The organism is Microlunatus soli, from assembly GCF_900105385.1.
Classification (GTDB): Bacteria; Actinomycetota; Actinomycetes; order Propionibacteriales; family Propionibacteriaceae; genus Microlunatus; species Microlunatus soli.
Genome location: NZ_LT629772.1, coordinates 1,344,743 through 1,369,114, shown reverse-complemented (window position 1 = coordinate 1,369,114; position 24,372 = coordinate 1,344,743). Strand labels below are relative to the sequence as shown.

At 66.4% G+C, this 24,372-nt stretch carries 23 protein-coding genes; 15 read left to right on the top strand and 8 right to left on the bottom strand.

All coding sequences use genetic code 11. From position 1 onward, the window contains the following. Position 1: 1 nt before the first annotated feature. Complete coding sequence (locus BLU38_RS06420) at positions 2-2,104, bottom strand: beta-galactosidase (RefSeq protein WP_172836083.1); 2,103 nt, start codon at positions 2,102-2,104, stop codon at positions 2-4. A 31-nt stretch (positions 2,105-2,135) separates the two neighbouring features. Further along, positions 2,136-4,118, bottom strand: a complete 1,983-nt coding sequence (locus BLU38_RS06415; RefSeq protein ID WP_091521637.1) for an ABC transporter substrate-binding protein — start codon at positions 4,116-4,118, stop codon at positions 2,136-2,138. A gap of 328 nt (positions 4,119-4,446) precedes the next feature. On the opposite strand from BLU38_RS06415, the gene BLU38_RS06410 reads away from it, so the two are divergent. Further along, on the top strand, positions 4,447-5,301 hold the full coding sequence (locus tag BLU38_RS06410; protein ID WP_231920202.1) for a hydroxypyruvate isomerase family protein: 855 nt from the start codon (positions 4,447-4,449) through the stop codon (positions 5,299-5,301). A 27-nt stretch (positions 5,302-5,328) separates the two neighbouring features. On the opposite strand, the gene BLU38_RS06405 is transcribed toward BLU38_RS06410, so the two are convergent. Together BLU38_RS06405 and BLU38_RS06400 are read right to left on the bottom strand one after the other, a co-directional pair. Next, positions 5,329-5,991 carry an SDR family oxidoreductase gene (locus BLU38_RS06405; RefSeq protein ID WP_091532031.1) on the bottom strand — a complete coding sequence of 221 codons (663 nt, stop codon included), beginning with the start codon at positions 5,989-5,991 and terminating at the stop codon, positions 5,329-5,331. A gap of 10 nt (positions 5,992-6,001) precedes the next feature. Next, entirely contained in the window at positions 6,002-6,799 is a 798-nt protein-coding gene (locus tag BLU38_RS06400) for a hypothetical protein (RefSeq protein WP_157683248.1), read from the bottom strand. A gap of 211 nt (positions 6,800-7,010) precedes the next feature. Between BLU38_RS06400 and BLU38_RS30765 the strand changes: the two genes are divergently transcribed. Continuing rightward, complete coding sequence (locus BLU38_RS30765) at positions 7,011-7,334, top strand: helix-turn-helix domain-containing protein (protein WP_157683247.1); 324 nt, start codon at positions 7,011-7,013, stop codon at positions 7,332-7,334. Further along, positions 7,331-8,572 (top strand): MFS transporter, encoded by a 1,242-nt coding sequence (locus tag BLU38_RS06390; RefSeq protein WP_157683246.1) that lies wholly within the window; start codon positions 7,331-7,333, stop codon positions 8,570-8,572. The genes BLU38_RS30765 and BLU38_RS06390 overlap by 4 nt, the downstream gene beginning before the upstream one ends. Here the strand turns inward: BLU38_RS06390 and BLU38_RS06385 are convergent. After that, on the bottom strand, positions 8,523-9,953 hold the full coding sequence (locus BLU38_RS06385; RefSeq protein WP_197680021.1) for an MFS transporter: 1,431 nt from the start codon (positions 9,951-9,953) through the stop codon (positions 8,523-8,525). The two genes, BLU38_RS06390 and BLU38_RS06385, sit on opposite strands and share 50 nt — an antisense overlap. Before the next feature lie 97 nt (positions 9,954-10,050). Here BLU38_RS06385 and BLU38_RS06380 point away from each other — a divergent pair, with 97 nt between their 5' ends. Further along, entirely contained in the window at positions 10,051-10,845 is a 795-nt protein-coding gene (locus tag BLU38_RS06380; RefSeq protein ID WP_197680020.1) for a helix-turn-helix domain-containing protein, read from the top strand. Positions 10,846-11,280: 435 nt separating this feature from the next. Here the strand turns inward: BLU38_RS06380 and BLU38_RS06375 are convergent, their stop codons facing one another. Beyond that, positions 11,281-11,817, bottom strand: coding sequence for a DUF5990 family protein (locus tag BLU38_RS06375; RefSeq protein WP_157683245.1), 537 nt, complete (start codon positions 11,815-11,817; stop codon positions 11,281-11,283). A gap of 120 nt (positions 11,818-11,937) precedes the next feature. Between BLU38_RS06375 and BLU38_RS06370 the strand changes: the two genes are divergently transcribed. The 5 genes from BLU38_RS06370 (at position 11,938) to BLU38_RS06350 (ending at position 15,480) form a co-directional block, all read left to right on the top strand. Continuing rightward, a complete protein-coding gene (locus BLU38_RS06370) occupies positions 11,938-13,164 on the top strand; it encodes an IS256 family transposase (RefSeq protein ID WP_091532027.1) in 1,227 nt (408 codons plus the stop codon). A 257-nt stretch (positions 13,165-13,421) separates the two neighbouring features. Continuing rightward, positions 13,422-14,330 (top strand): GNAT family N-acetyltransferase, encoded by a 909-nt coding sequence (locus tag BLU38_RS06365; protein ID WP_157683244.1) that lies wholly within the window; start codon positions 13,422-13,424, stop codon positions 14,328-14,330. 190 nt (positions 14,331-14,520) lie between these two features. Further along, positions 14,521-14,700, top strand: coding sequence for a hypothetical protein (locus BLU38_RS06360; protein ID WP_091521609.1), 180 nt, complete (start codon positions 14,521-14,523; stop codon positions 14,698-14,700). After that, positions 14,697-15,104: an HIT family protein gene (locus BLU38_RS06355; RefSeq protein ID WP_091521606.1), complete on the top strand. Its 408-nt coding sequence runs from the start codon at positions 14,697-14,699 to the stop codon at positions 15,102-15,104. Before BLU38_RS06360 ends, BLU38_RS06355 begins: the two co-directional genes overlap by 4 nt. A gap of 124 nt (positions 15,105-15,228) precedes the next feature. Then, the gene (locus BLU38_RS06350) at positions 15,229-15,480 is read left to right on the top strand and encodes a hypothetical protein (protein WP_197680019.1); all 252 of its coding nucleotides are present in this window, start codon (positions 15,229-15,231) and stop codon (positions 15,478-15,480) included. A gap of 67 nt (positions 15,481-15,547) precedes the next feature. On the opposite strand, the gene BLU38_RS06345 is transcribed toward BLU38_RS06350, so the two are convergent. Beyond that, positions 15,548-16,027 carry a hypothetical protein gene (locus BLU38_RS06345; protein ID WP_091521602.1) on the bottom strand — a complete coding sequence of 160 codons (480 nt, stop codon included), beginning with the start codon at positions 16,025-16,027 and terminating at the stop codon, positions 15,548-15,550. A 90-nt stretch (positions 16,028-16,117) separates the two neighbouring features. On the opposite strand from BLU38_RS06345, the gene BLU38_RS06340 reads away from it, so the two are divergent. The 3 genes from BLU38_RS06340 (at position 16,118) to BLU38_RS06330 (ending at position 19,645) form a co-directional block, all read left to right on the top strand. Then, the gene (locus BLU38_RS06340) at positions 16,118-16,675 is read left to right on the top strand and encodes an NUDIX hydrolase (protein WP_091521598.1); all 558 of its coding nucleotides are present in this window, start codon (positions 16,118-16,120) and stop codon (positions 16,673-16,675) included. A 122-nt stretch (positions 16,676-16,797) separates the two neighbouring features. Next, on the top strand, positions 16,798-17,391 hold the full coding sequence (locus BLU38_RS06335) for a hypothetical protein (protein ID WP_091521595.1): 594 nt from the start codon (positions 16,798-16,800) through the stop codon (positions 17,389-17,391). A gap of 220 nt (positions 17,392-17,611) precedes the next feature. After that, positions 17,612-19,645, top strand: coding sequence for a thioredoxin domain-containing protein (locus BLU38_RS06330; protein WP_231920201.1), 2,034 nt, complete (start codon positions 17,612-17,614; stop codon positions 19,643-19,645). Between the two features lie 39 nt (positions 19,646-19,684). On the opposite strand, the gene trhA is transcribed toward BLU38_RS06330, so the two are convergent. Further along, a complete protein-coding gene (gene trhA, locus BLU38_RS06325) occupies positions 19,685-20,425 on the bottom strand; it encodes a PAQR family membrane homeostasis protein TrhA (RefSeq protein WP_091521591.1) in 741 nt (246 codons plus the stop codon). Positions 20,426-20,722: 297 nt separating this feature from the next. On the opposite strand from trhA, the gene BLU38_RS06320 reads away from it, so the two are divergent. The 3 genes from BLU38_RS06320 to BLU38_RS06310 all read left to right on the top strand — a co-directional run bounded on the left by BLU38_RS06320 (position 20,723) and on the right by BLU38_RS06310 (position 24,239). After that, entirely contained in the window at positions 20,723-21,529 is an 807-nt protein-coding gene (locus BLU38_RS06320) for an isoprenyl transferase (protein ID WP_407939651.1), read from the top strand. An 88-nt stretch (positions 21,530-21,617) separates the two neighbouring features. Continuing rightward, positions 21,618-22,571, top strand: a complete 954-nt coding sequence (locus BLU38_RS06315) for a DMT family transporter (protein WP_231920200.1) — start codon at positions 21,618-21,620, stop codon at positions 22,569-22,571. A gap of 345 nt (positions 22,572-22,916) precedes the next feature. Then, positions 22,917-24,239, top strand: a complete 1,323-nt coding sequence (locus BLU38_RS06310) for a PhoH family protein (protein ID WP_091521584.1) — start codon at positions 22,917-22,919, stop codon at positions 24,237-24,239. The last annotated feature ends 133 nt before the right edge of the window (positions 24,240-24,372 follow it).

Genomic DNA, 24,372 nt, shown 5'->3' with positions numbered 1-24,372 from the left:
GTCATCCGATCTCGAGGATGAGGGCGTCCCGTCGGCCGACGCGGACGGTAAGGCTGCCGTCTGCGGCGAGCGACGGCTGATCCCGACCCCAGATGACGGTCGGTTCACCCTTCGGCAGGAAGGCACCGGCAAGTCGCACGGTGCCGTGCTGGTCGGTGCGGGTGTGATTGAGCAGCCAGAGGAATCGACCGCCGGGACCGTCGAAGATCCGTGCCGTCAGATCGGCGCCGGTAACCGATGCGTGCTGCTCGATACCGGCCCAGGCGAGGGAGTCGGCGAAGAACTCTCGTCCTGCATCGGTGGGGCGATCGTGATAACCCAGGCCGGGGAAGGAGCCGATCAGCCGGGTTCGCCCCTCACCGTGGACGTGGTCGATCATCGCTGCGTCGCCGTCGCTGAAATGCCCGCGGACGACGCCGGTGCTCACCTGGTAGGACTGACGGAAGGCGTCGACCGGGACCGTGCCCGTCGGAGCCTCGATCGTCAGATCGTGGAACAGGTCAGGTGCGAAGATCACGTCGGCCTGGCGTGCGCCGAGAACCGTGTCCCAGCCGTGATTCGGCTGCCGGGTGCCGACCCAGCCTGCGTCGTCGAAGTAGCCGGGCAGTCCTTCCACGATCAGGGATCCGCCGGAGTGAACCCAATCGGCGAGTGAGTCCGCGTGTGCGGCCGACATCGCGATCGGGTAGGGAAGGTAGAGCAGTCGGTACTGGGCAATGTCGTCGATGTGGACGAAGTCGGACTGGATCCGGTTGTCGAAGAAACCTCGGTACGCGCCGCGTACCGCCTTGGTGTAGGTGTCGGACGTACCTTGCAGCAGCAGGTCATGGGTCTGCGCCTCCGGAAGGTAGACGATTCCCACCTCGCCGCCGATCGGTGCCGACGCGAAGAGGCCCGCGGTGGCGTCGGAATTCGCCCACCGGGCAACGGTTGAGGCCATGGCGCTGGTATCGGTCCGAGAACCGTCCATGCCGTACGGCCCGAAGGCACCGAACAGCGGACCGTTCAGCAGTGGCCGCCACCGGGGATACAACAGGCCGCGGGCGCCGCCGCAGAACGATGTCAGATTCCAGATCCGTAGGTCCTCGGCGGTCGTGATCCGACCATCGTCCAGCGGGCGGCCGATCACCTGAGGCTGCAACCAGAGGGGACCGCCCTGCGCCTCTGCGTGCCAGAAGTCCTTTCCCCGCGACGCTGCGCGGGTCAGGTCCACCGCATGCAGTTGCTGCCAATCGGCATCGCCCTGCCGAGATGCGACCCAGGTGTAGCCGTAGCTGTCGACCCGTTCGGCCGAGCGCCAGTCATCGGCGCCGTTCCGGGCAGCCGATACCAGCGACGCGGCGATCCCGTGTGCGGTGACCGGGTGGCTCTTGTCCAGGGACTTGATCAAGTCGACCCGCCACGTCATCCACTCGAAAGCGTTGTCTGCTTGGAAGTTCAGCCAGTCGATCGACTGGGTGAAGGGCGCCAGGGTGTGTGGCGGTTGTACCTGATCCCAGTCCGAGTAGCTGTACCGTCCCCAGGCGCGGCCCAGCGTCGCGAGCTCGCCGTACCGCGCCCGCAGCCAATCTCGAAAGCGTTCGATGGTCGCCGGCCCGTATCCGGAGTCGACCGGGTAGTTGCACTCGTTCCAGACGTCGTAGCCACCCAATCCAGGGTGATCGCGATAACGGGTGACCAACGCGGTGAGGAATCGACCGGCAGCATCGGCGACAACGTCGTCGTCCAAGCTCATGGCGTGGAACCCGCCGGTCGAGGAACTTCCGCCGAGCTGGGATTCGAAGGGTCGTCCGTCCGCGTGCACGAGTCGCCCCTGAGGGCGTTGGGCGTAGAGCCATTCCGGAGCGGCAGTGATCATCTCGGCGATGATCGTCTTGATGCCGTTCGCGGCGGCAAGATCGAGTTGCCGGTCGTAGTCGTCCCAGTCATAGATGCCGGGCGCCGTCTCGATGGCCGACCACATGAACCAGTGCCGGAAGGTGGTCATGCCGTCGTCGGCGGCCACCTGGTAGTCGCGCTCCCAGTCCGTCCTGGGTGGATTGGACTTGCGGAAGTAGACGGCGCCGTACGGGATTCTGCTCAGCTTGCCGTGGGCTGCGATCATCTGCAGACCTTTCTCGGGTGGTCCGTGGCGATCATGGTTTGAGCCAGAACGTCTCGGGATGCAACTGACCGGGTTGAGGGAATGGCCAGGCATCGGGCTGACTGTCCGGAATGGACATGAACTTGTCCGACACGACGGCGAAGCTCGCCGGGGTGCTGACCGTGCCGATGACCCAGAACTCTTCCTTCGCGACTCTCAGCATCTGCTTCAGGTAGTCGTCCCGCTTCTTCGTATCAACGCTTCCGGTCGCCTTGGTGTACAAGGCGAACGCCTCCTTGACACTTTCCGGCGGCTCCTCGCCGTCGGCGCCGTTCGTGCTGTCCCACAGCACCCACTGCTTGGCCCAGTTCGACTGACTGGTCGTGCGCGGGACGTACCACCGCGGGTCGATCGGTAAGGTGAGGTCCGATCCTCCGAAGCCGGTCCACATCAGCGCGTCCTGTGCTTCGTTGTCGGTCTTGACCCCGAACAGGGATCGTTCCATCGCCGTGGTGGTGATCTGAACGCCGACCTTGGCCCATTGCTGTTTCATGATCGGTTGCATGTCGAGGTAGAGCGATTCAAGATCACCACCGGAGGTGGCGGCGAGGAAGTTGATCACGATCGGCTTGCCGTCGGGACCCAGCCGGTTTCCCTTGGCGTCCTTCTTGGGGAACGCCTTGTCGAGGTGCTCGTTGGCCTTGTCCAGGTTGAACTCGGTGTACTGCTTGGCCATCTCCTCGTCGTAGTAGCGCGATTCTCGTCGCGGCGCTGCCTGCCACGGTTCGCCCTGACGTTGGATGACCGACTCGATGAGCTGCTGACGGTCGAGCGCGTAGGACATTCCGATCCGGAAGTCCTTGTTGCGATAGATCTGTCGCTTCACGGCGTTCTTGGTGGTCAGGTTGAAGCCGATCACGCCGACGTTCATGCTGCCGGGAACGAGATTGGTGACGCGGTAGCCGGACCGGCCTGCGGCGCTGGCGACGGTCGGTTTGTTGGCGGGAAGGTTGAAGTGCCGTGCGTGGTAGTCGAGTTCGCCGTTGGTCGCCTTCAGCAGGATCACCTGGATGTCCTGCAGCACCGCCATCGAGATCCTGTCCAGGTAGGGCAGCTGGCTGCCGTCCTTGTCCACCTTCCAGTAGTACGGATTGCGTTGGAAGACGACGGCGTCGCTGGTTCCCGGATCGGTCGTCAGCGTCCAGGCCTTGATCACCGGAAGATCTTTGGCCATGAAGGATGTCGACTCCCCGCTCCGGGCGAGGAAGAGGTCCACCCAGCTGTCCAGGCCGGCCTTCTTCGCTTGTGCGTCGGCGTCCTCGGCGAACGATTTGTGGAACTTCTTGAGGTAGTGCTGGGGCATCGCGGTCACCGGCTGGCCGTCGGAGTCAGCGAGTCGCAAGGGGAGCAGGCCGTTGGGTGATTCGAAACTGAAGGCGACCGTGAGATCGTCGATCTTCTTCACGTGCCCGGGCTTGCCGTCGACGATCATCCACTCCGGTGGGCCGGCGGGAGACAGATCGGGGTCGAGGGCGTAGGACTCCCACCAGAACACGATGTCGTCGGCGGAGAACGGTTCACCGTCCGACCACTTGATGCCCTTGACGAGCTTGACGGTCAAGGTGGTGCCGGGAGAGTCGAACTCGAACGATTCGCCGACGTTGGCCACGACCTCGCTGGTGTTCGGATCGACCCGGAGGAGAGGTTCGTAACCAGCGGTCCGCCACCACCATTGGGCGTCGCCGGTGCCGAGCGTGGCGGAGTGCCAGGTGCCGCCGTACTGGCCGATTGCCGGCGCAGGAACGACGATCGGTTTGGGTGGGAGGCGTTCGGCAACCGGCGGAAGATCCCCCTTCTTGACGGCCGCGGCGAGGTTGGGTGCTTCGTTGCCTTTCGGCTGCTGGGTCGGCCGACTGGTCGGCTCGAGGGACAGCAGGTCGCAGCTCGACAGAGCAGCTGTCGCGGTGGCGAGCCCGCCGATCAGGATGCTGCGCCGGCCGACGGATCGGTGTGGCCGTGAGATGTCTGATGGCATGGCACGTTCCTTCGCGGTGAATGCGTCGTTGGAGTCGCCTGGAACCCAGTTGCAGCTACCCAATCATCAGTACGATTGCCTGTCAAGATTGCGTTACAGACAAATGTACGAGACAGTGCAGATAGCTAAGTGCTCTTGCCTGAGCGTTGATGCGTCCTGTTGGCGGCGAGCGCACTCGGGACGGACAGAACGCGCAGGGCAGAGCCGGCCCACGAAAGGAACTGATGGTGAAGATCGGCTGCATCGGCCACGGTGGGATGGGGCGCCCGATCGCCACCAGCCCGGACCCCCTCGACCGACTGTCGATCCGGAACGAGGGAGGTCAACGGTGAGTGCACGAGATGTTGTCGGGGACGAGGCGGTTCGATGGGATCTTGTCGCCAACGTCTCCCTTCTCTTTGACGAACTGCCCCTCCTGGAACGGCCGAACGCGGCAAAACAGGCCGGGTTCACTGCCGTGGAGGCGTGGTGGTCCTTCCCGTCGCCGCGCGGAGGGCAGGAGCTGACCGCGTTCCTGGACGCTGTCGAACGCGCGGACCTCTCACTGGCCGGCCTCAACCTGTTCGCCGGAGACATGGCTGCCGGGGAACGAGGAGTGCTGTCGGCTCCGCATCGGCGCGATGAGTTCCGCGCCAACCTCGACGTTGTCGTCGAGGTCGCTGCACGGACCGGAGCACGCGGATTCAACGCGCTCTACGGCCAACGACTGCCGGGCGTGGAGCCGGCCGAGCAGGATCGCGTTGCGTTGGAGAATCTCGAACTGGCAGTTCAGCGGCTCGCCGAGGTCGGCGGTACCGTGCTGATCGAGCCTCTGAGTCGGAACCTGAACGGGGCGTATCCGATCGAGACGGCCGAGCAGGCGATCGACATCGTCGACCGGGTTCGCGAAGCGGCGGGTCAGGACAACATTGCGCTGCTGTTCGATACCTTCCACCTGGCGAACAACGGTGCAGACCTCCCGGCGGTCATCGACCGGTACGCCGACCGGATCGGGCATGTGCAGTTGGCGGACGCCCCGGGTCGTGGAGCTCCCGGGACCGGGACCGTCGACTTCTCCACTGTCATGGATTCTCTTGCCTCCAACGGATACAAGGGGCTGATCGCCGCCGAGTACGTACCCGGCGAGGACACCGAGCGCGGGCTCGATTGGGTCGACGGCCAGGCCCGCATCCGCCTGACGTAGACGGCTGGATGCGGTTGCTCGTCAGGCTCAGGCAATGCCCACGGCGGCAGCAATCGCGTCGCTGATCGGCACGTCGCCGGACATCAGTTCCCATTGCCGGCCCACGGTTGCGGCGTTCGGCAGGACGGCGGTGATCACGGCGGCGACGTCGGCGCGCGGGATCTGGCCGCGGGGCAGTCGATCCGCCAACCCGATCAGGCCGGTGCCGGCACCGTCGGTGAGGCCGCCGGGGCGCAGCACCGTCCAGTCCAGCTCGCTGTCCCGCAGCGCCGCGTCGGCGTCTCGCTTGGCCTCGACGTAGGCCCGCCAGACGTCGCCGGCATCGTCGGCGACCGGATCGTCGGCGCCGTAGGCCGACACCTGGACGAAGCGCCGGATCCCGGAACTCCGGGCCGCATCGATCGATTTGAGCGAACCTTCCAGGTCGACGGTCCGCTTGCGTTCCTTGTTGCCGTCCGGTCCACCGCCCGCCGTGAAGACCACGGCCTCGCAGCCGTCGAACGCGGTCGCGAAGTCGGCAGCGGACTGCCGTTCGATGTCCAACAGGCCGACCTCGGCGCCGAACTGCTCCAGCTCGGACCGATAGTCCTCCGATCGGACCAGGGCGACCGGGGTGTGGCCGGCCGCGACCAGGAGCGGGTGCAGCTGCAGGGCGATCTTGCCGTGACCGCCGACGATTGCGATGCGCATGCCGACCACTCTACGTTTCCCGCTCGGCCGGCTCGGACTGCTGGTCCGGCTGCTCACCGTCGTCAGCCTCGTGCAGCTCGCGAACCGCGGCCGCTTCATCCGGTGATCGGAAGGTCGGCAGCCGGCTCCAGTCAAGATCATCGAGCTGGGCGCCGAAATCGCTGAGCGTGATCTCGGTGACGGAGTTGTCCGCGGCGAATCGGATCCGTCGCAGGTAGCCGTCGCCGATCCAGAGCTGGAACGGAAGTGCCAGCAGTTGCTCGTAGCGGTCCCGGGCCGGGCTGGGCATCGCAGCACTCTGGGTGGCTGCGGCGCGGGACAGATCCGCGGTGACGTCGAACCGGTGCCACTGCTGTCCGTCGATGTCGGTCGATCCGTGATCATCGGCGGCATCGACGCCGCGGACCAGATCGATCAGCCACAGTGGAGATGTCGTCCTCGGCGGATCGGCCGGAAGCGTCGTCAGCGGCCGCCCGGACCGCCCACTCCATTCCTGATCATCGATGTGCAGCCGCGCATAGCTGCCGTAGTCGAGCATCCATCGACGACCGGCACAGTCGATGAACCCGTCGGCCTCCTGATGCCGAAAATCGTGTTTGCGGGTCGCCAGCCGCCATGCCCCCTTGCCCACCGTCTTGCCGGCGCTCTTGGCGATGTTGATCATGGCCTGTCGGACGGCGCTGCGCTGCTTCGGTTCCGGAAGCCTCGGCATCCGCCAGGTCATCTCTGTCGCGTACTTGATCCGCGCCGTGGCTGCGGCGACGGTCTTGTCGTACGCGGCTCGGATCTCGGATACGCCGTCGGTCATCGCAGCACCTCCCGATGGGCTGGTCTCCATCGTCCCACCTGACGGGTGCAGGCTTGCGGCGCGACAACCGATCTGGAGCCCGTATGGTCTCCGACGCCGCATCCCGGTGGTCGGTAGCCGGCCCGATGGCGGGCGGCTGATGTCGAAATCGGGCCATCCCTGCCCTGCACGAGGTGGGTGGTGTTCGGTACCAGCCTCCTATAATCCCACGATGCGCGATGTGACCATCCCGCGTAGTGCGATGAGAGCGCACGATCTGCTGCGGACAGCGCGGTCGTACGACATCAGTGATGACGTCATGCTGCGCTGCAATCTGCGGCGAGCCTTGGCAGCCGACGGCACCGGGTTTCGTCAGATGGCCGCCGAGCTGATCGTGGCGCAGGCGATGGACCGTCTCGAGGGGCCGGGTGGGGCGATCGAGGCCACCGCCCGTCAGCTCGGTTACGCCACCCCGTCGGGGTTCGTGCAGGCCTTCCGACGATGGACCGGTCAGACGCCGGGGGAGTTCCGACGACACCGGAGCACACACCGGTGACACAACTGCAGAGCCGGTGGCGGCTGAGCCTCGCCGGCTGGGTCGGCGGCTTCGGATTCTCGTTGCTGGCCGATCAGGTCTTCACCCTCGCCCTGACGTTTGCCGCGCTGCGATCGGGTAGTCCGGCGTCGGTGGCGGCGGTCGTCGCGGCGGTGTCGGTCGCTCGGGTGGTGATGCTGCTGTTCGGCGGCGCCGTCGCGGACCGGGTCAGTCATCCGCGGGTGTCGATGACCGTCACCGGCATCGGCCGGATGATCTTGATGGTGGCGATGGCGGTCGTGCTGTCGGTGGGGCACTACTCGGTGCCGCTGCTGGTGATCATCGCGCTGGTCGCCGGCTGCCTGGACGGCATCTTCCAGCCGAGTGCGACGTCGATGCCGACCCACATCGCAACCGGCAGTGAGTCGGGTCAGCAGCGGGTCGGTGCGCTGCGTACGGTGGTGATCCGGATGTCGATCTTGATCGGCAACGCGGTCGCCGGCTCGGTGGTGGCCGCCGGCGGCCCAGCCGGTGGGTTTGCCGTGGCCGGGATCCTGTTCCTGGCCGGCGTTCTCTGTCTGCCCGTCATCCGGTTGTCGCCGATCGCGCGAACCGGCGGAGACCGAAGTACGGCGAGTTACAGCCCCAAGCAGTTGTTCGTCGACGCACTGGACGGACTGCGTACCGTCCGCCGTGCCCGTGGGGTGGGGAGCGTGCTGTTGATGGTCGCCCTGCTGAACATCGGCTTCGCCGGTCCGGTCACCGCCGGGATTCCGGTGATGGCGGCGCAACGAGGGTGGGGCGCCGACGGTGCCGGTTGGGTCCTGGCCGGGTTCGGTGCCGGTGCAGCCGCAGCAGGCTTCACGCTCATCGCTCGGCCGCTGCGCCGCGGCTACGCCCTGGTGATGTTGGCCGGGACGACGGGCATGGCGGTGTGTCTGATCGGCATCGGCCTCACGACCAGCTACGTCGTGACGCTGGTGCTGGCGATCGTGATGGGCGTGTGTTCGGGATCCAGCGGATCGGTGTCCTACGCACTGATCACCACCAACGTGCCTCGGGAGCAGGTCGGGCGGGCCAATGCTCTGTTCGAGTTGACGATGGAGTTCGGATCGCCGCTGTCACTGGCCGTGACCGGCGCGGTCGCCACCGCAGGCCATCCTGGACTCCCGTTCGTCGCCGGTGGCGTCCTCGCCGGTATCGGAGTGGTCATCGCCTGGCTCCAGCGTCGGGTGCGTCAGCTGACGATTCAGCAGTAGATGATCGCCGTCGGACGATCAGCGCCGATGCCGCGAAGAACGCGCCGATGATCAACAGCAGGAAGATCATGGCAGTGACCTGCAGCAGACCGTCGGCAGAGTCCGCCGCGGCGAAGTAGAGGCTGCCGAGACCTGCGACGGCGACGACTTCGGCCAACGTCGGGCCGGTCGAGTTGAGCGCCGAGATCGCCGATGCCAGCCGCGGGTCGATCCCCGCGGTGATCCGCGCGATCAGCGGACTGTATCCGGCGGCGTGACCGGCACCGGCCAGGACGAGCAGTGGTGCAGATCCGCCCGGCTGCCAGTTCTCGCGGAAAAGCGCTACCACCAAGATCATTCCTGCGGCGCAGGCGATCGGTCCGGCCACCGGGAGGCTGCGTTGCAGCCAGACGGGGTAGGCGTTCCAGGTCAGGCTGAGAGCGCCGAAACCGACCGCGTACGGGACGAACGCGATCCCGGCCTGCAGTGGAGTGAAACCCAGCCGGCCCTGCAGATGAAGGGTCAAGGTGAGCAGGAACGCCGTGTAGCAGCCCATCACGATGCAGCACGCCAGCAGTCCCTGTCGGACCGCTCTCGGTCGCAGTGCGGCCAGGTCGAGCACCGGATGCGGTGCCCTCATCTCGTAGCGGACGAAGATCACGAGCAGGACCGCACCGACACCGAGGATGATCAAGGACCAGATCGGCCGGCCGCGTTCCTGCCCGATCGTGAGGGGCACGGTGATCGCGATCATCGCCGCGGTCAGCAGGACGACGCCGAGCGGGTCCAGACGAGCGGCGGTCTCCCGCCGGGTGACCGGCATCACCCGTGCGCCGATCAGAAGGGTGATCAGACCGATCGGCACGTTGATCAAGAACACCGGCCGCCAGCCGAGCCCGAACAGGTCGGCGCCGGCGACCACTCCGCCACCGACCTGCCCGAGGACGACACCGAGAGCCAGCACAGTGCTGTAGACGCCGATCGCTCGGCGTCGGGCGATCCCGTCCCACTGGCGGTGGATCAGGGAAAATACCTGCGGCATCAGCAGGGCCGCACCGCCGGCCTGGAGCAAGCGGGTGAGGATGAGCATGATCGGGCTGACTGCCGATCCGCAGAGCAACGACGCGATCGTGAACCAGCCCAGTCCGATCATGAACGCGCGACGATGCCCGATCACGTCACCCAGTCGTGCGCAGGTGACGAACAGCACGCCGGTGGTCAGCAGATATCCCGAGACGATCAGCTGGATCTCGGCACCCGTCGCGTCCAGCCCTTCCTGGATCGTCGGTGCCGCGACCGACACGATCGATCCGTCGATCGATGCCATCACCTGGCCGGTCAGCAGGACGGCGAGCAGCACGCCGCGGCGGCCTCCGGCATCGACCGGACGAATACTGGGCACACCAACGATCGTCTCCGGAGACGCCGGGCAGGTCTTGAACGAATATGCGGGTGCTCGTGGCCGGACGAGTGTCGGTGGCTATGGATAGATTCGTCGGGTGCGCAGGTCGAGGAGTCTGGTGGCGAGCCCGTACTTCGCGGTCCGGTCGGTCGAGTGTTCCGATCACCATGTGCGGTGGTCCACACCGGAGACGTCCGGAGACGCCGAGGTCGTGCTGGTCCATCGGGGGCGATTCCGGGTCCGATCCGGCGGTCGGGCGTCCACCGTCGATCCGACCACCGGCTACCTACACCCGGCGGGGCGGGAAACGTCGTTCGCCCACCCCGCCGGCGGTGACGTCTGCACCTCGATCAGCCTTCCTGGTGACGCGTTGGACGTCGGGATCGACAGCAGGCGGGCACTGCCGGTCCACGTGGACGGCCGACTCGAGCTGGCGCATCGGAAGCTGCTGCACAGCACCGCTGATCCGGATTTCGAGGCCGCCGAGGCCGTCGTCACCCTGTTGCAGTTGGCGATTCGGCAGGCCCCGAACGAGGCGCCGACGCCGGGCAGCTACGACCTCGCCGACCGAGCTCGGGAAGCGATGCTCGCCGACGATCCGAGCGTCACGAGCCTGGTCGCTCTCGCCGATCTGCTGCAATCGTCGCCGGCCCATCTGAGTCGCACCTTCTGCCACCACATCGGCCAGTCCGTCAGCCGCTATCGCAACCGGGTCCGGATCAGTCGGGCCCTGCAGCGGATCGACGAGGGGGAGACCGACCTCGCCGGGCTCGCCGTCTCACTCGGCTTCAGTGACCAGGCCCATTTCAGCCGCGTCATGCGCCGAGAGACTGGTGTCAGCCCGGGCCGAGTCCGGCAGGTGCTGCGCGGTGCCCGCGCCGTGTCCTGTTGATCGACCGGGGGCGGCGACGATTCTGCGGCGCGAGGTCAGTGCGGCGTGGCCGGAGTCCGGTACATCTGATCCCACCAAAGGTTCGCATCTCGGTGATGAGCACACGGCAGTCGAGACCGGAACCGATCGAGGATGTTGTACCAGTGGGTGAACCGGGGGCGATTTCGGCACCCAGGAGCGAACTCGTACGACGAAATGATCACTCTGCCCGATCGTCGATCGATGTCCGCCTGCGTCTCAGGACAGTCTGATGACCAGTCAGTGCCCGGTGAGCGATCCCTATTGACACAGCGATTGCGCGTTTGTCGGCGTGCCCGGTGAGCCTGCCCTGATGGCCTGCTCGCGATGGTCTGTCGGCGGGTGGGGCCCGCCACCGAACCTCCATCGGGCAGTGCCGCCGAGCTGAGACTCCGTGGGTGTCCCGACGGTCTGGCGCTAGGTCGCGAGATCTCGAACTTCCCACGGGACCGGTGTTCGGTCGTGCGGCATGCGGTCAGTCACGTCGGCGATCAGTGACGGTTGCTGAGCTGCGACGATTTGAGGGACCAGAGGATCGGCGTACCGCAACTGGATCTTGGCACGCATCCCGCCCCAACCGTCGCCGGAAGCTGGCCAGCTCAGATAGAGGAACCGGTCGTGTTTCGGCCCGTGAACCGTGGCCCCGAGCCGTCGCAGGGTGCCGATCGGATCCTGGATCAGGACAACCATGGTCTGCCAGCGGAGCCGACCAGCGCGACCGACTACTCGTCCCTCGACGACCTCGCCGTGCTGGTCCTGGATGCCGACGAATCGGTCTCGAAGAACGTAGCCGTTGTGCGACTCCGACGATGGGGTGAGTTCCAGTGTGACGCGGACTTGATGCACGGTGCTGCCCGATGGCTTCCGCGCCCGCTCAGCAATTTGCAGCGTCTCCTCGCGGCCAATGAGAGTCGCGTCGTGACCCTCGTGTCGCTCGTCGGGCGATTGCTTCACGTGTGTGAGTCCCTTGGAGTGGTGGGGTTTCGGGGTTCGGTGAGTCGTCGCTGTTGAGGGCGCCACCGGCGGGATTCTCGGTGTGTACCGCCAAGTACTCACTGAAGGATGGTCCCACCGATGGCGTTGTCCCAGTCTGTCGCATCCGAGCTGCTTGCAGCGTTTCGTGCCGGTGAAGGCGTTGACCTGATCCGGGAATCGGTTCGGATGGTGATGCAGGAACTGATCGAGACCGAAGCGACCGAACAGATCGGCGCCGGCCCGTATGAACGCACCGACACACGCACGACTCAGCGCAACGGATCTCGTCCGCGGCTGGTCTCCACCCAGGCCGGTGATGTTCAGCTCCAGATCCCGAAGCTGCGGCAGGGATCGTTCTTCCCGGTGATCTTGGAACGCCGACGGCGGATCGATCAGGCCTTGTATGCGGTGGTGATGGAGGCCTGGGTGAACGGTGTCTCGACCCGTGCAGTCGACGATCTTGTCGTCGCTTTGGGCATCGGGACCGGTATCAGCAAGTCCGAAGTGAGCCGGATCTGTGCCGGTCTGGACGAGCAAGTCACCGCGTTCCGGACCCGGCCCTTGCACCACACCAGCTTTCCCTACGTGTTCCTCGACGCGACCTACCTGCATGTCCGACGCACCGGACAGGTCACCTCGATGGCCGTGGTGGTGGCGACCGGGGTGACCGCCAGCGGCGGCCGGGAGATCCTCGGTATCGACGTCGGCGACAGCGAGGACGAGGTGTTCTGGCGCGGTTTCCTCCGCACCCTGCGCGAGCGTGGCCTGTCCGGAGTCCAACTGCTCATCTCCGACCAACACGCCGGTCTGGTCGCCGCTCTGGACCGGCAGTTTCAAGGGGTGGCGCATCAACGCTGCCGGGTCCACTTCGCCCGCAACCTGCTCGCGCTGGTGCCCAAGTCCCACAAGGACATGGTCGCCTCGGTGTTCCGAACCGCGTTCGCCCAACCCGACCCAACAGCAGCTGCAGCGGTCTGGGACCAAGTCCGAGACCAACTCGCGCAAACCTTTCCCAAGATCGGTCCGCTGATGGACGACGCGAAAGCCGAAGTCCTTGCCTTCACCACGTTCCCCCGTAGTCACTGGGCCAAGATCTGGTCGACCAACCCGATCGAACGGATCAACCGCGAGATCAAACGCCGCGCCCGCGTCGTCGGAATCTTCCCCAACGAGGCCAGCGTCATCCGCCTCGTCGGCGCCGTGGTCAACGACCTCCACGACGAATGGCAAGTCGCCGAACGCCGCTACCTCTCCGAAACCAGCATGGCCAAACTCCGCCCCGACAGCGATACTGGACCCGTTGCCGCGATCGAGACCGGCAACTAGACACCGAGAATCAACTCGAAAACCCACCACTCAGCGGGGCTCTATCTTGCTTCACCGTGAGATCCGGGACCCTTCATGTCGACGTTGACAGTCTGATCGGAGGCAGGGAGGATTCTGCCAGCCTTGGAGTGCCCACCGCAGGAATGCCGATCCCTCGCGGGCGGCTGAGCTGTGCTCGAGGCGTTCCCGCGGGAACGTCGACGGCACTCCGCCAGGTCTTCACCAACGCCGGGTAGTTCGTGGGATGGGCGGCGTCGTTGGCTGTCTCAGCAGGATGTTCCGGTGCCGGTGGTAGCGCGCCCAGTCAAAATGGCGCGACAGGAATCGCACTGGTGCGGCAGCCTGGGCCAGTGATCAGATTCGATGTGGACATCCGATTGCCTGAGACGGACGCGGCGACCGCACGAGCAGCCATTGAGGACCACCATCGGGCACAGGCTTTCAGCGGCGACTTCTTCATGCCTGCCAAGCAGCTCGGTGCTCGCCATCTGGCCATCGAGGTCGACGGCCAACGCGTCGGCGTCGCGGGGGTCGACAACACCGGTCTATCGCTCTGCACTCTCGACCCTGCAGCCAAGAGACTCGACCGCCAGATCGTCGAGCGGCTCCTGGAGGACACCGGCGCGACCGAAGCATATGCCGCGTCCTGGGATCGACATCACGTCGACCTGTTCGGTAATTTCGCGAGTGACATTGCCAATCAGGCTTACCAGTTCGAGCTGCTCCGGCCCGAGGACCTGCGCAGTCCTGTTCCGGGTCTCGCCCTGCACATGGCGTCGGTAGCGGATCTGGCCTATCTCGACGGCACCGGCTTCCAGCCGAACTTCACCGATCTCGTCGACTCCGGTGTGGTGAGGGTGGCCCGGCTGCACGAAACGGAGGTCGGCATCGCGATCCTGGTGCCACACATCCTGAACGGGCAACGGGTGGACGTCGGCATGTTCACCGACCCTGGCTCGCGAAGGAGAGGAATCGGTCGGTCCATCCTGGCGCTCGCCTGCCAGGAAGTTCTGGGGAACCAACAGACACCTGTCGCCGGTTGTGGGGCGGGGAACTGGGAGTCCCGGCCGACTCTGGAGGCAGCTGGGATGACCTGCGTCGGCACCATCTTCCGCTTCACCCTTGACCCGAATCGATTCCACATTCTCGAGGAACAGACCCACTGACGTACGGCACTGAACCAACGGCCCGGCGACCGATCCCGTGTGCGACACAAGTCGGCGGCGTTTCCGTTGGTATTGCTGACGTCGGTGGATCGGGGATGCCCGTCAGCCCGGGGCCGAACCTCCCTGCGGGTCCTGGCGCCCGGTCATCGATCCGATGTGAGCACGGTTTCAGCTCTGACAGGATGCAGTGATGAAGCAAGAGGATCTCGGGCTCGACGTCGAGCAGCTGATCGATCGCCAGGCGTGGCTCCAGTCGTCCGCCCAGGCTCTGATGGACGAGATCGGACTGAGAGCAATCCTGGAATCGGCCGGTCGGGTGTGGAAAGGGTTAGGCGTGGCAGCCTTCACACACGAGGAGTCGAGCTTGTGAACGAGATCGGGTGCACGTTCTGTCGAATCGGTTCGGAAGATCCGTGGGATCAGGTCTTCTACTCCGATGATCACTCGGTGGCGTTCCTCGATCTTGCGCCCGCGACGCTGGGCCATAGCCTGGTGATCCCTCGGCGGCATTCGGCCGATATCTTCAGCGTCGGGGAAGCGGAGTTCGCTGCAGTGGGCCGGGCGGTTCATCGGGTGGCGAGGCGGCTGGAAGATCGCCTTCATCCGGATGGGCTGTCGATCTTCCAGAGCAATCGCGCAGCGGGTTGGCAGGATGTCTTCCACCTGCACGTGCATCTGCTGCCTCGTTACGTCGGTGATGGCCTGACTCCACCGTGGACCGAAACATCCGAGCAAGTAAACGAGATCAGCGGGCTGGCGGCCAGTCTGAGGTGACATAGTGATCATGACGCCGCCGCTGTCCTGAACCGACCTTGACGGCCGGTCGGCAGCTCGGGAGTGTGCCTGCCCGGGCGTAGGTTGGACAGCAGCGCGAACGGCTCGGGCTGAGGAGAATGCCATGATTCCCACCGTGATCTTGCTCGGACTGGTGTTGGGGCGTTGGTGGCGCTCGGCGTTGGTGTTCGGCACGATCGGGTGGCCGGTTGTCCTTCTCCTCGGCGGTCTCTCGCCATCGGCACCGGACATTGCCGCTGCAGCAGGTCTTGGTTTCGTCAACGTCCTGGCCGGTGTGACGTTGCATCAGCTGGCGCTGAGATGGGTCCGCATGGTGTCCAGGTCCGGCGGTCCACGAGGGCAGCATCAGGTCTGAGACCGATGGACATGTCGGAGTCGGTACGCTTCCGCGCGGCCCGATCCGAGGCAGGTGGCGACGCGCGCTAGGCGCTGGTTCGCGATTGTTGCACCGGCGGTCGGCCGATGAATCGCTCGATCTCCGCAACGATGCCGGCAACAGGAGTATCCAAGCCGTCCAGGCCGATCCGGACCGGTGCGAATCGATCGTCCAGGTAGACCGCCCGCACCTCCGGCGGCAACGGCTCCAGGAATCGTTCCGGCTCGTCGACCTCGAACGTCGCCAACCATTCGTCGATCTCGATCGGCTCGAGATCCTCGGACAGCTCCGGCGCATCCTCGAGGTCGCCGAGTGTGTCGCGGTATACGGCGTGATGGTGGACAACCTGCCAGGCTCGTACAGCCGACCAGGGCACCCGGAGTCCGCCGTAACCGGTGAAGCCGTCGGAATCGAGCACCAGCTCGGGTTCCGGGGCCGGCTCCCGGTCGCGGCGCAGCAGCCGATCCAGCAGCGGCATCCGGGGTTTCGGATCTGGCTGCGGCCGGCGGAACTCGAGTGTCGACATGACGGTGACGGTAGAGGTCCGCGGCCGACCACGCCAGGCCGCGGCCCGGCACCGGTACTCGATCGATCGCTGCGTTGAGATACTGCCGCCATGACCGGGCACTATCCGCAGCTTGCGCCGAAGCACCTGCGCTATGTCTTCTGCCCACGGTGTGCGGGCCGCCTCGATCCTGCTCAGCGTGATCAGGTCAATCGGTTCCAGCGCCCGACCTGCTCCGCATGCGGTTGGGTCTACTATCCGCCGAACTACGCCGGAGCCTTGGTCGTCGTCGAGTCCGATGATGGCCTGGTGATGATCCATCCGCCTGGTTGTGATGAACAGGAGCCGTGCGGGCTGCCGGGCGGAATCGTGGAGTTCGGGGAGTCGCCCGAGGAATGCGCGGTTCGTGAGGTACAGGAAGAGACCGGGCTGACCGTGGAGTTGACCGCAGAGCTGTGCCGGCTGTTCGACCGGGCGACCGGCGACGGCGATCCGCTGGAGTTCGGGCCGATGATGCAGTTCGGGTTCGTCGGCCGAGTTGTCGGGGGCGATCTGCGGGAGGGCGATGAGGGCACGGCGGTCATCTACCGATATGGAGACGTGCCGCGGATATCGCGTCGACGTCGGGGCTCGGCACGGGTATTTGATCACTACCTCAACCGCGGCTGATCCGGCGCGCCCCGGCTCGCGCATCGGGCACGTCGGCTCGGCGTGGACGTTCCAGCCATCCCGGCTACCGACGGGGCCGCTGCTCATCCTCGCGTGTTGCTGCCCCGGGTAGGGTCACGGCCGTGACGGCGTCGACGTACCACGTTCGCAAGATCTCGCTCGGGCTGAAACGCAAGTACCGGTTGTCGGCCGATGACGGCGCGGGGCAGCCGGGTGCACTGGTGGGCTATGCCGAGAAGCAGTTGAAGGCTGCCGACGAGATCATCATCTACCGCGATGAGGAGCGGACCGAACAGATCGCGGTGGTCCGGGAGAGCAGCGCGGGATTCGTTGCCTCGTTGACCGGATACGAGGTGATCGACAACGCCGGAGAGTGCCTCGGCACCTTCGGTGTGTTGCCGAGGAAGTCGGTGGAACGGACGACCTGGCAGTTCGACCAGCCCACGGTGGGCCGACTCACCGGGACCGAACGCAGCCTCGCGACCGCTCGGGTCCGACGCCTCATCGGACTGTTCGGCGACGCCCCAGGTCAGGTGATCAACGCCGTGATCAAGTATCACTTCGATTTCGTCGACGAACGGGGCGGGGTCGGGTTCAGCATCGAGAAGCCGAAGGTCCTCGACGACTGGTATCGGATCACCGTCCATGATCAGTCGATCGACGACATCTTGCTGCTGGCTCTGGCGATCACCATGGAAGCCCGACAGCGCGGTTGATCATCGAGACCTCGTCCTCGCCGCGATGCATTCGGTGTCGATCACCCGTATCAGATGCCGGCAAAGCACCGCCTTCTGACGAGCGATCTGGCGCGTCGTCCTAGGCTGGCGGTGGGTGTTGTCCTCGTGTCGAGGACGAACGCCTCTGATGTCGGCCCGTGCATCAGAGCAGCGACTGATGCACGTTCACGGATGCGGAGTGGTTCAGGTGGTAAACCGGTTGGCAGGCGCGACGAGCCCGTACCTGCTCCAGCATGCCCACAATCCCGTCGACTGGTGGGAGTGGACCGACGAGGCGCTCGCCGAGGCCAGGCGGCGGGATGTGCCGATCCTGCTGTCGGTCGGGTACGCCGCCTGCCACTGGTGTCACGTGATGGCGCACGAATCCTTCGAGGACCTGCCCACCGCGACCAAGATCAACACCAACTTCGTGCCGATCAAGGTCGACCGGGAGGAACGGCCGGATGTCGATGCGGTCTACATGCAGGCCACCCAGGCGATGACGGGGCAGGGCGGCTGGCCGATGACGGTGTTCCTGACCCCGGACGGTGATCCGTTCCAGGCCGGCACCTACTACCCGAAACAGCCGCTGCACGGCCTGCCGTCGTTCGGGCAGGTGCTCGACGCCGTCGCCGAAGCGTGGTCCGAACGACGCGACGACATCCGCTCCGGAGCGGCCGACATCACCCGTCGGCTCAGCGAGGGAGCGGTAGCCGACATCGCCGGATCAGTCGGGCGAGATGATCTTGGTACGGTGCTGGACACCTTGATCGGCGACTACGACCAGCAACACGGTGGGTTCGGCGGCGCACCCAAATTCCCGCCGTCGACGGTGCTGGAAGGTCTGCTGCGGCTGTCGGTCAGCAACGTCGAGGATCGGGTCCGTGACCAGGCGCGCTTCATCGCCCACGAGACGCTGATGGCGATGGCGTCCGGCGGCATCTACGACCAGCTCGCCGGCGGCTTCGCCCGCTACAGCGTGGACTCCGGCTGGGTGGTGCCGCACTTCGAGAAGATGTTGTACGACAACGGTCTGCTGCTCGGTCTCTACCTGCACGACTGGCGTCTCACCCGACATCCGCGGATCGAATCGGTGATCAACCAGACCGTCGAATGGCTGCTGTGGGAGATGATCACCGAACAGGGGGCGTTCGCCGCCAGCCTGGATGCCGACTCGCCCGGTCCGGACGGCACCCTGACCGAGGGCGCCTACTACCTGTGGGACCGATCGGATCTGGAAGCGGCCCTCGGTGATCAAGAACTCCTCGACTTCACCGTCGACCGGTGCCGGGTCACCGAGGCCGGCACCGCCGACGACGGCAGGTCGACCCTGCAGTTGCGAGACCCCGACGCCGAGCAGGATCCGCGATGGTCGGGGATTCGGAGGCTGCTGGCCACGGCGCGCGGCAACCGGTCTCGGCCGGCCCGTGATGACAAGATCATCGCGGCCTGGAACGGTCTGGTGATCGATGCCCTGGCCTTTGCGGGTGCGCTGCTGCAGCGACCGGACTGGGTAACCGCCGCGGTCCGCGCGGCCACGGCCATCTGGGAGCTACACTGGGTCGACGGTCGGCTGCGGCGGACATCTCGGGACGGCGTCGTCGGCCGGACCGACGGCAATGCCGACGACTACGCGTTGGTCGCGTTGGCGTTCGTCCGGTTGGCGGAAGTGACCGGCGACCCGATCTGGGCGCGTCGGTCGCGACGCCTGCTGACGGTGCTGGCCGATCATTTCGATGCACCCGACGGCGGGTTCTACGACACCGCCGACGACGCCGAGAGCCTGATCAACCGGCCGAAGGACCCCACCGACAACGCGACGCCGTCGGGCCTGAGCTCGGCCGTTCACGCCTTCGCTCGGCTCGCTGCCTACAGCGGTGAACTGGACCTGGCCGCCCGGTCCGAACGGGCCGCCGGTTCGGCGGCCAGGTTGGTCACGGCCGCCCCCCGATTCGCCGGCTGGCTGCTCGCCGACGTGGTCACCCGGACCGCAGTCCCTGCGGCCGAAATCGCCGTCGTCGGTGATCCGGACGATCCGCCGGCCCGTTCGATGGCGGACCGGGCGCGCCGGGTGGCACCCGCCGGCTCGGTGGTCGTCCTCGGCCGACCCGATGCCGATGGCGTACCACTGCTCGCCGGTCGGACGATGATCGACGGCAAACCGACCGCGTACGTCTGCCACGGCTTCGTCTGCCGGCTACCGGTCACCGACGAGGAAGCCATGCTCGCCGAGCTCAGCAACCTTCCCCGGTAGCGGCGGATCGGTCAGCGCGCCGGGGTGAGCGGCAGCCGATCAGGCGGCGTAGGTGACCATCGAGATGGCGATGTAGTGGCTGACGAAGGCGCCGATCGTGCAGGAGTGGAAGACCTCGTGGAAGCCGAACCAGCGCGGCGACGGGTCGGGCCGCTTGGTCGCATAGATGATCGCACCGGCCACGTACAGCCCGCCGCCGACCAGGATCAGAGTGAAGACCGCCGGACCGCCGTGGGCAGCGAACTGCGGCATCCAGCCGGCCGGCGAGAGACCGACCACCACGTACAACAGGGTGTAGAGCCAGCGTGGGGCGCTCAGCCAGAAGGTTCGGAAGAACAGTCCGAGCACCGCGGCACCCCAGATCAACACCAGCAGCAACGTCTGCGAACGCCCCTCGAGCAGCCCGAGGGCAAACGGCGTATAGGACGCCGCGATGAAGAGGTAGATGTTGGAGTGGTCCAGTCGGCGCAGGATCCCGACCCCGGTGACACCCCAGTTGAACCGGTGGAACAAGGCGCTGGTGCCGAACAGCAGCAGCGCGGCCGCCAGGAACACGGCACCGCCGACCTTGCCGGCAGCGGTCGGTGCCAGGCAGATCAGGACGATCCCGGCGGCGCAGGCGAGCGGGGTGATGGCGGCGTGCAGCCAGCCCCGCAGCCGTGGCTTGACCAGCCGAGCAGCGGTCTCACCGGGCGTTTCATGGCCGACCGGCGGGGCCGGTTGCTGGGCGTCAACCACGGATTCGGGCTCGGGCGGGCGCTGCTCGAGGCTGGTAGCCATCAGTCCTCCTCAGATCTCAGGAACGGATCTTCGCCGGCTCTCACGAGCGGATCGGGACACCCGGTGGCCCCGTCATCGTCGGCCACCGTACGTGGCCGATCCACTCCGACGGTAGCCAGCGCCGATCAACAAACCCATGAACGCCGGGTGAGGGTCCGCTGTGAACTTCGGCAATCCTCAGCGCACCCCCGAACGCGGGGGATGTCGGAACGTCGATGGCCATCACGCGACCGCGTTCTGACATCTCCGCGGCGGGGGCGCTGACGGCGACCAGCGGAGCGGCGTAGTCTGCACTCCGTGGCAGGAGTCGATCGGGTGCGCGAGATTGTCGACCGCCTGCACCCCTCGAGCTGGTTGTATTCGACCTATGAACACCGTCTGATCGGTGAGCTCGACCATGATCAACTGCCGCAGCACATCGCCGTACTGGCCGACGGCAACCGTCGCTGGGCCCGCGCCAACGCGCCCGGGCAGCCGCTCGCTGTCGGCTACCGGGCCGGTGCGGACAAGCTGAAGGAGTTCGTCACCTGGTGCGACGAGGTCCGGATCCCGACGGTCACGTTGTGGGTGCTGTCGACGGAGAATTTCGCCCGGGACGGTGAGGAGCTGGCACCGCTGCTGCGGGTGATCGAGGATCTGGTCACCGATCTGGCCGCCCAACGCCGCTGGCGGGTGCATCCGCTCGGCGCGCTGGACCTGATCCCGGCCGATTCGGCCGAGGTGCTGCGGCGAGCCGAGACCGACACCCGTGATCTGGACGGGATGATGATCAACATCGCCGTCTCGTACGGCGGACGGCACGAGCTGCGGGACGCGTTCCGCTCACTGCTGGCCGAGAAGGCCAAGCAGGGGATGTCGATCTCGGAGCTGGCCGAGACCCTGGAGATCGACCACATCGCCGGCCACCTCTACACCGCCGGCCAGCCCGACCCCGACCTGATCATCCGCACCTCCGGCGAGCAGCGGCTGTCCGGGTTCCTGATGTGGCAGTCGGCGCACAGCGAGTTCTACTTCTGTGAGGCGTTGTGGCCGGACTTCCGCAAGGTCGACTTCATCCGGGCGTTGCGCGCCTACAACCAACGCGAACGGCGCTTCGGCCGCTGACCGGCTGCCGCCCGATCCGGCCTCGCTGATGTGGTGGGGGCTGACGTGATCGGGTACGCCATCGAGCAGCGTCGAACGAGGGAGGAATGTGACGAGCCAGCAGAGCGCCACCAGTGCGGTGTCCTCCGGACTGCGGGTGCTCGGCCTGTCGCTGGCGTTCGGCACCGGCCTGCTGATCGCCGTCCAGTCCCGGATCAACGGTGCCCTCGGGACCCGGCTGCAGAACGGCATCGTCGCTGCGCTGATCAGCTTCGGTACCGGCCTGGTGCTGCTGGCGATCATCCTGCTGGCACGTCGTTCGATCCGCGCCCGGCTGACCGAGGTCCGTCGGGCCGTCGCCGACCGGCGGCTGGTCTGGTGGCAGCTGCTCGGCGGCGTCTCCGGTGCCTTCCTGGTCACCGCCCAGGGCGTGGCCGTGACCACCATCGGCGTCGCCACCTTCACCGTCGCGGTCGTCGGCGGGCAGCTGCTGAGCAGCCTGTGGGTCGACCGGATCGGTCTCGGCCCGGCAGGCCGCGCCATGATCACCCGAGGTCGAGCGCTGGGAGCCGCGATCGCGCTGGTGGCGGTCGTGATCGCCAGCGCCGACGGCCTCGGCGGCGGACCCCGGACCTATGTGCTGGCGCTGCTGCCCGCGATCGCCGGCTTCGGGCTGGCCTGGCAGCAGGCGGTGAATGGCCGGGTCGGGGTGGTCGGTGGGCCGATCGTCGCGGCCTCGATCAACTTCGGCGTCGGCACCGTCGCGCTGATCCTCGCCGCCGGCATCAGCCTGGTCGTCCGCGGGCTGCCGTCCGCGTTGCCGACCGACCCCTGGCTCTATCTGGGCGGCGTCATCGGGGTGCTGTTCATCGCGACCGCGGCCGTGGTCGTCCGGTGGGTCGGCGTGCTGCTGCTCGGGCTCACCGCCATTGCCGGACAACTGATCGGCGCCGTTCTGGTCGAACTGATCATCCCGACCGGAGCCGGGCTGAGCGTGATCGACGTGGTCGGTTGCGCGCTGACCTTGGTCGGGGTCGCTGTCGCCGCGCTGGCGCGGCACTGAACCGACCCGTACCGGGGCCCGGAAGCAGCGGGCTGGATACCGACGATCGGTGGTCCGTTCACGCCGAATTCTGCTGCCGATCACGCCCCTGTCAGCGGTCCACCGAAGAGGCCGCGGCAATCCGCGACACGCGCGGTCGCGTGTTCCGCTGGGCCGGCCTGGATGGGCTTAACGTTGGTGGTGCGAGGCATGGGGAAGTGCCTCGCCGGGGAGGCAGCTGATGCAGCTCGTATCTGCGCGTCACCGGACATCCGCGTCGACGATGAGCGGGTTCCGGCCCCGGCCGACCACGTGACAGCGTGGGGCCGGGCGATGGTGTCGCGCGGCCCCCAGTAAGGACCGAAAGTGGCCAAGTCAGCGGCAACGAGCACGTCCGAAGATCAGCGCACGTATGTCATCGACACCTCCGTCCTGTTGAGCGATCCGCACGCCCTGCGCCGATTCGCCGAACATGACGTCGTCCTGCCGGTGGTGGTGATCACCGAACTCGAGGGCAAACGGCACCACGCCGAATTGGGTTTCTTCGCCCGCGAGGCGCTGCGGTTGCTCGACGATCTCCGGATCAGACACGGCAGGCTCGATGCTCCGGTACCCGTCAATGATCAAGGTGGCACCGTCCACGTCGAACTCAATCACTCCGATCCGTCGGCACTGCCCGACGGCTTCCGGTTGGGGGACAACGACTCGCGGATCCTGGCCGTCGCGTTGAACTTCTCCCGCGAGGGACGTGACGTGGTGCTGGTCAGCAAGGACCTGCCGATGCGGGTGAAGGCGTCCTCGGTCGGATTGACCGCACAGGAATACCGCGCCGAACTGTCGCCGGACTCGGGTTGGACCGGGATGGCCGACCTGGCGATCACCACCGATGATCTTGACAAGTTGTACGAGACCGGCTCGGCCGAGCTCGAAGCCGCCCGTGATCTTCCTTGCCACACAGGAGTTGTGCTGAGCAGCGGCTCGGCCACCGCGCTGGGCCGGGTGACACCGGACAAGGACGTCAAGCTGATCAACACAGACCGGGACGCGTTCGGGATCCACGGTCGGTCGGCCGAGCAGCGGGTCGCGCTGGACATCCTGCTCGACCCCAGTGTCGGCATCGTCTCGATGGGCGGTCGGGCCGGTACCGGCAAATCCGCGCTGGCCCTGTGTGCCGGACTGGAGGCCGTGCTGGAGCGGCAGCAGCACTCCAAGGTGGTGATCTTCCGGCCGCTGTACGCCGTCGGCGGTCAGGATCTCGGCTACCTGCCGGGCACTGAGGGGGAGAAGATGCAGCCCTGGGCGCAGGCCGTCTTCGACACCCTCAGTGCCGTCACCTCGAAGGTGGTCATCGACGAGGTGCTCGAACGGGGCCTGCTGGAGGTGCTGCCGCTGACCCACATCCGCGGCCGGTCGCTGCACGACGCCTTCGTGATCGTCGACGAGGCGCAGTCGCTGGAACGCAACGTGCTGCTCACCGTGCTGTCCCGGATCGGACAGGACTCCCGGGTGGTGCTCACCCACGACATCGCCCAACGGGACAACCTCCGGGTCGGCCGGCACGACGGGGTGGTGGCGGTGGTGGAAAAGCTGAAGGGGCATCCGCTGTTCGCGCACATCACGCTGCATCGTTCGGAGCGGTCGGCGATCGCCGAACTGGTCACCGACCTGCTGGAGGACCTGCCCCGCTGATCGTCGCCACGATCCTGAACTTGTCGAAGGTCCCTGAGCTTGTCGAACGGCATCCGTCGTGCTGGTCGCGTCCTCGGTGCACAGCCCTTCGACAGGCTCAGGGCACTCCTTCGACAGGCTCAAGGTCCGGGGT

What these genes read in the sequence shown, in the direction of transcription:
- BLU38_RS06345 (WP_091521602.1), bottom strand. Translation starts at nt 16,027, where the DNA reads ATGTCGACACTCGAGTTCCGCCGGCCGCAGCCAGATCCGAAACCCCGG.
- BLU38_RS06415 (WP_091521637.1), bottom strand. Translation starts at nt 4,118, where the DNA reads ATGCCATCAGACATCTCACGGCCACACCGATCCGTCGGCCGGCGCAGC.
- trhA (WP_091521591.1), bottom strand. Translation starts at nt 20,425, where the DNA reads ATGGCTACCAGCCTCGAGCAGCGCCCGCCCGAGCCCGAATCCGTGGTT.
- BLU38_RS06360 (WP_091521609.1), top strand. Translation starts at nt 14,521, where the DNA reads ATGAAGCAAGAGGATCTCGGGCTCGACGTCGAGCAGCTGATCGATCGC.
- BLU38_RS06350 (WP_197680019.1), top strand. Translation starts at nt 15,229, where the DNA reads ATGATTCCCACCGTGATCTTGCTCGGACTGGTGTTGGGGCGTTGGTGG.
- BLU38_RS06370 (WP_091532027.1), top strand. Translation starts at nt 11,938, where the DNA reads ATGGCGTTGTCCCAGTCTGTCGCATCCGAGCTGCTTGCAGCGTTTCGT.
- BLU38_RS06340 (WP_091521598.1), top strand. Translation starts at nt 16,118, where the DNA reads ATGACCGGGCACTATCCGCAGCTTGCGCCGAAGCACCTGCGCTATGTC.
- BLU38_RS06405 (WP_091532031.1), bottom strand. Translation starts at nt 5,991, where the DNA reads ATGCGCATCGCAATCGTCGGCGGTCACGGCAAGATCGCCCTGCAGCTG.
- BLU38_RS06420 (WP_172836083.1), bottom strand. Translation starts at nt 2,104, where the DNA reads ATGATCGCAGCCCACGGCAAGCTGAGCAGAATCCCGTACGGCGCCGTC.
- BLU38_RS06400 (WP_157683248.1), bottom strand. Translation starts at nt 6,799, where the DNA reads ATGACCGACGGCGTATCCGAGATCCGAGCCGCGTACGACAAGACCGTC.
- BLU38_RS30765 (WP_157683247.1), top strand. Translation starts at nt 7,011, where the DNA reads ATGCGCGATGTGACCATCCCGCGTAGTGCGATGAGAGCGCACGATCTG.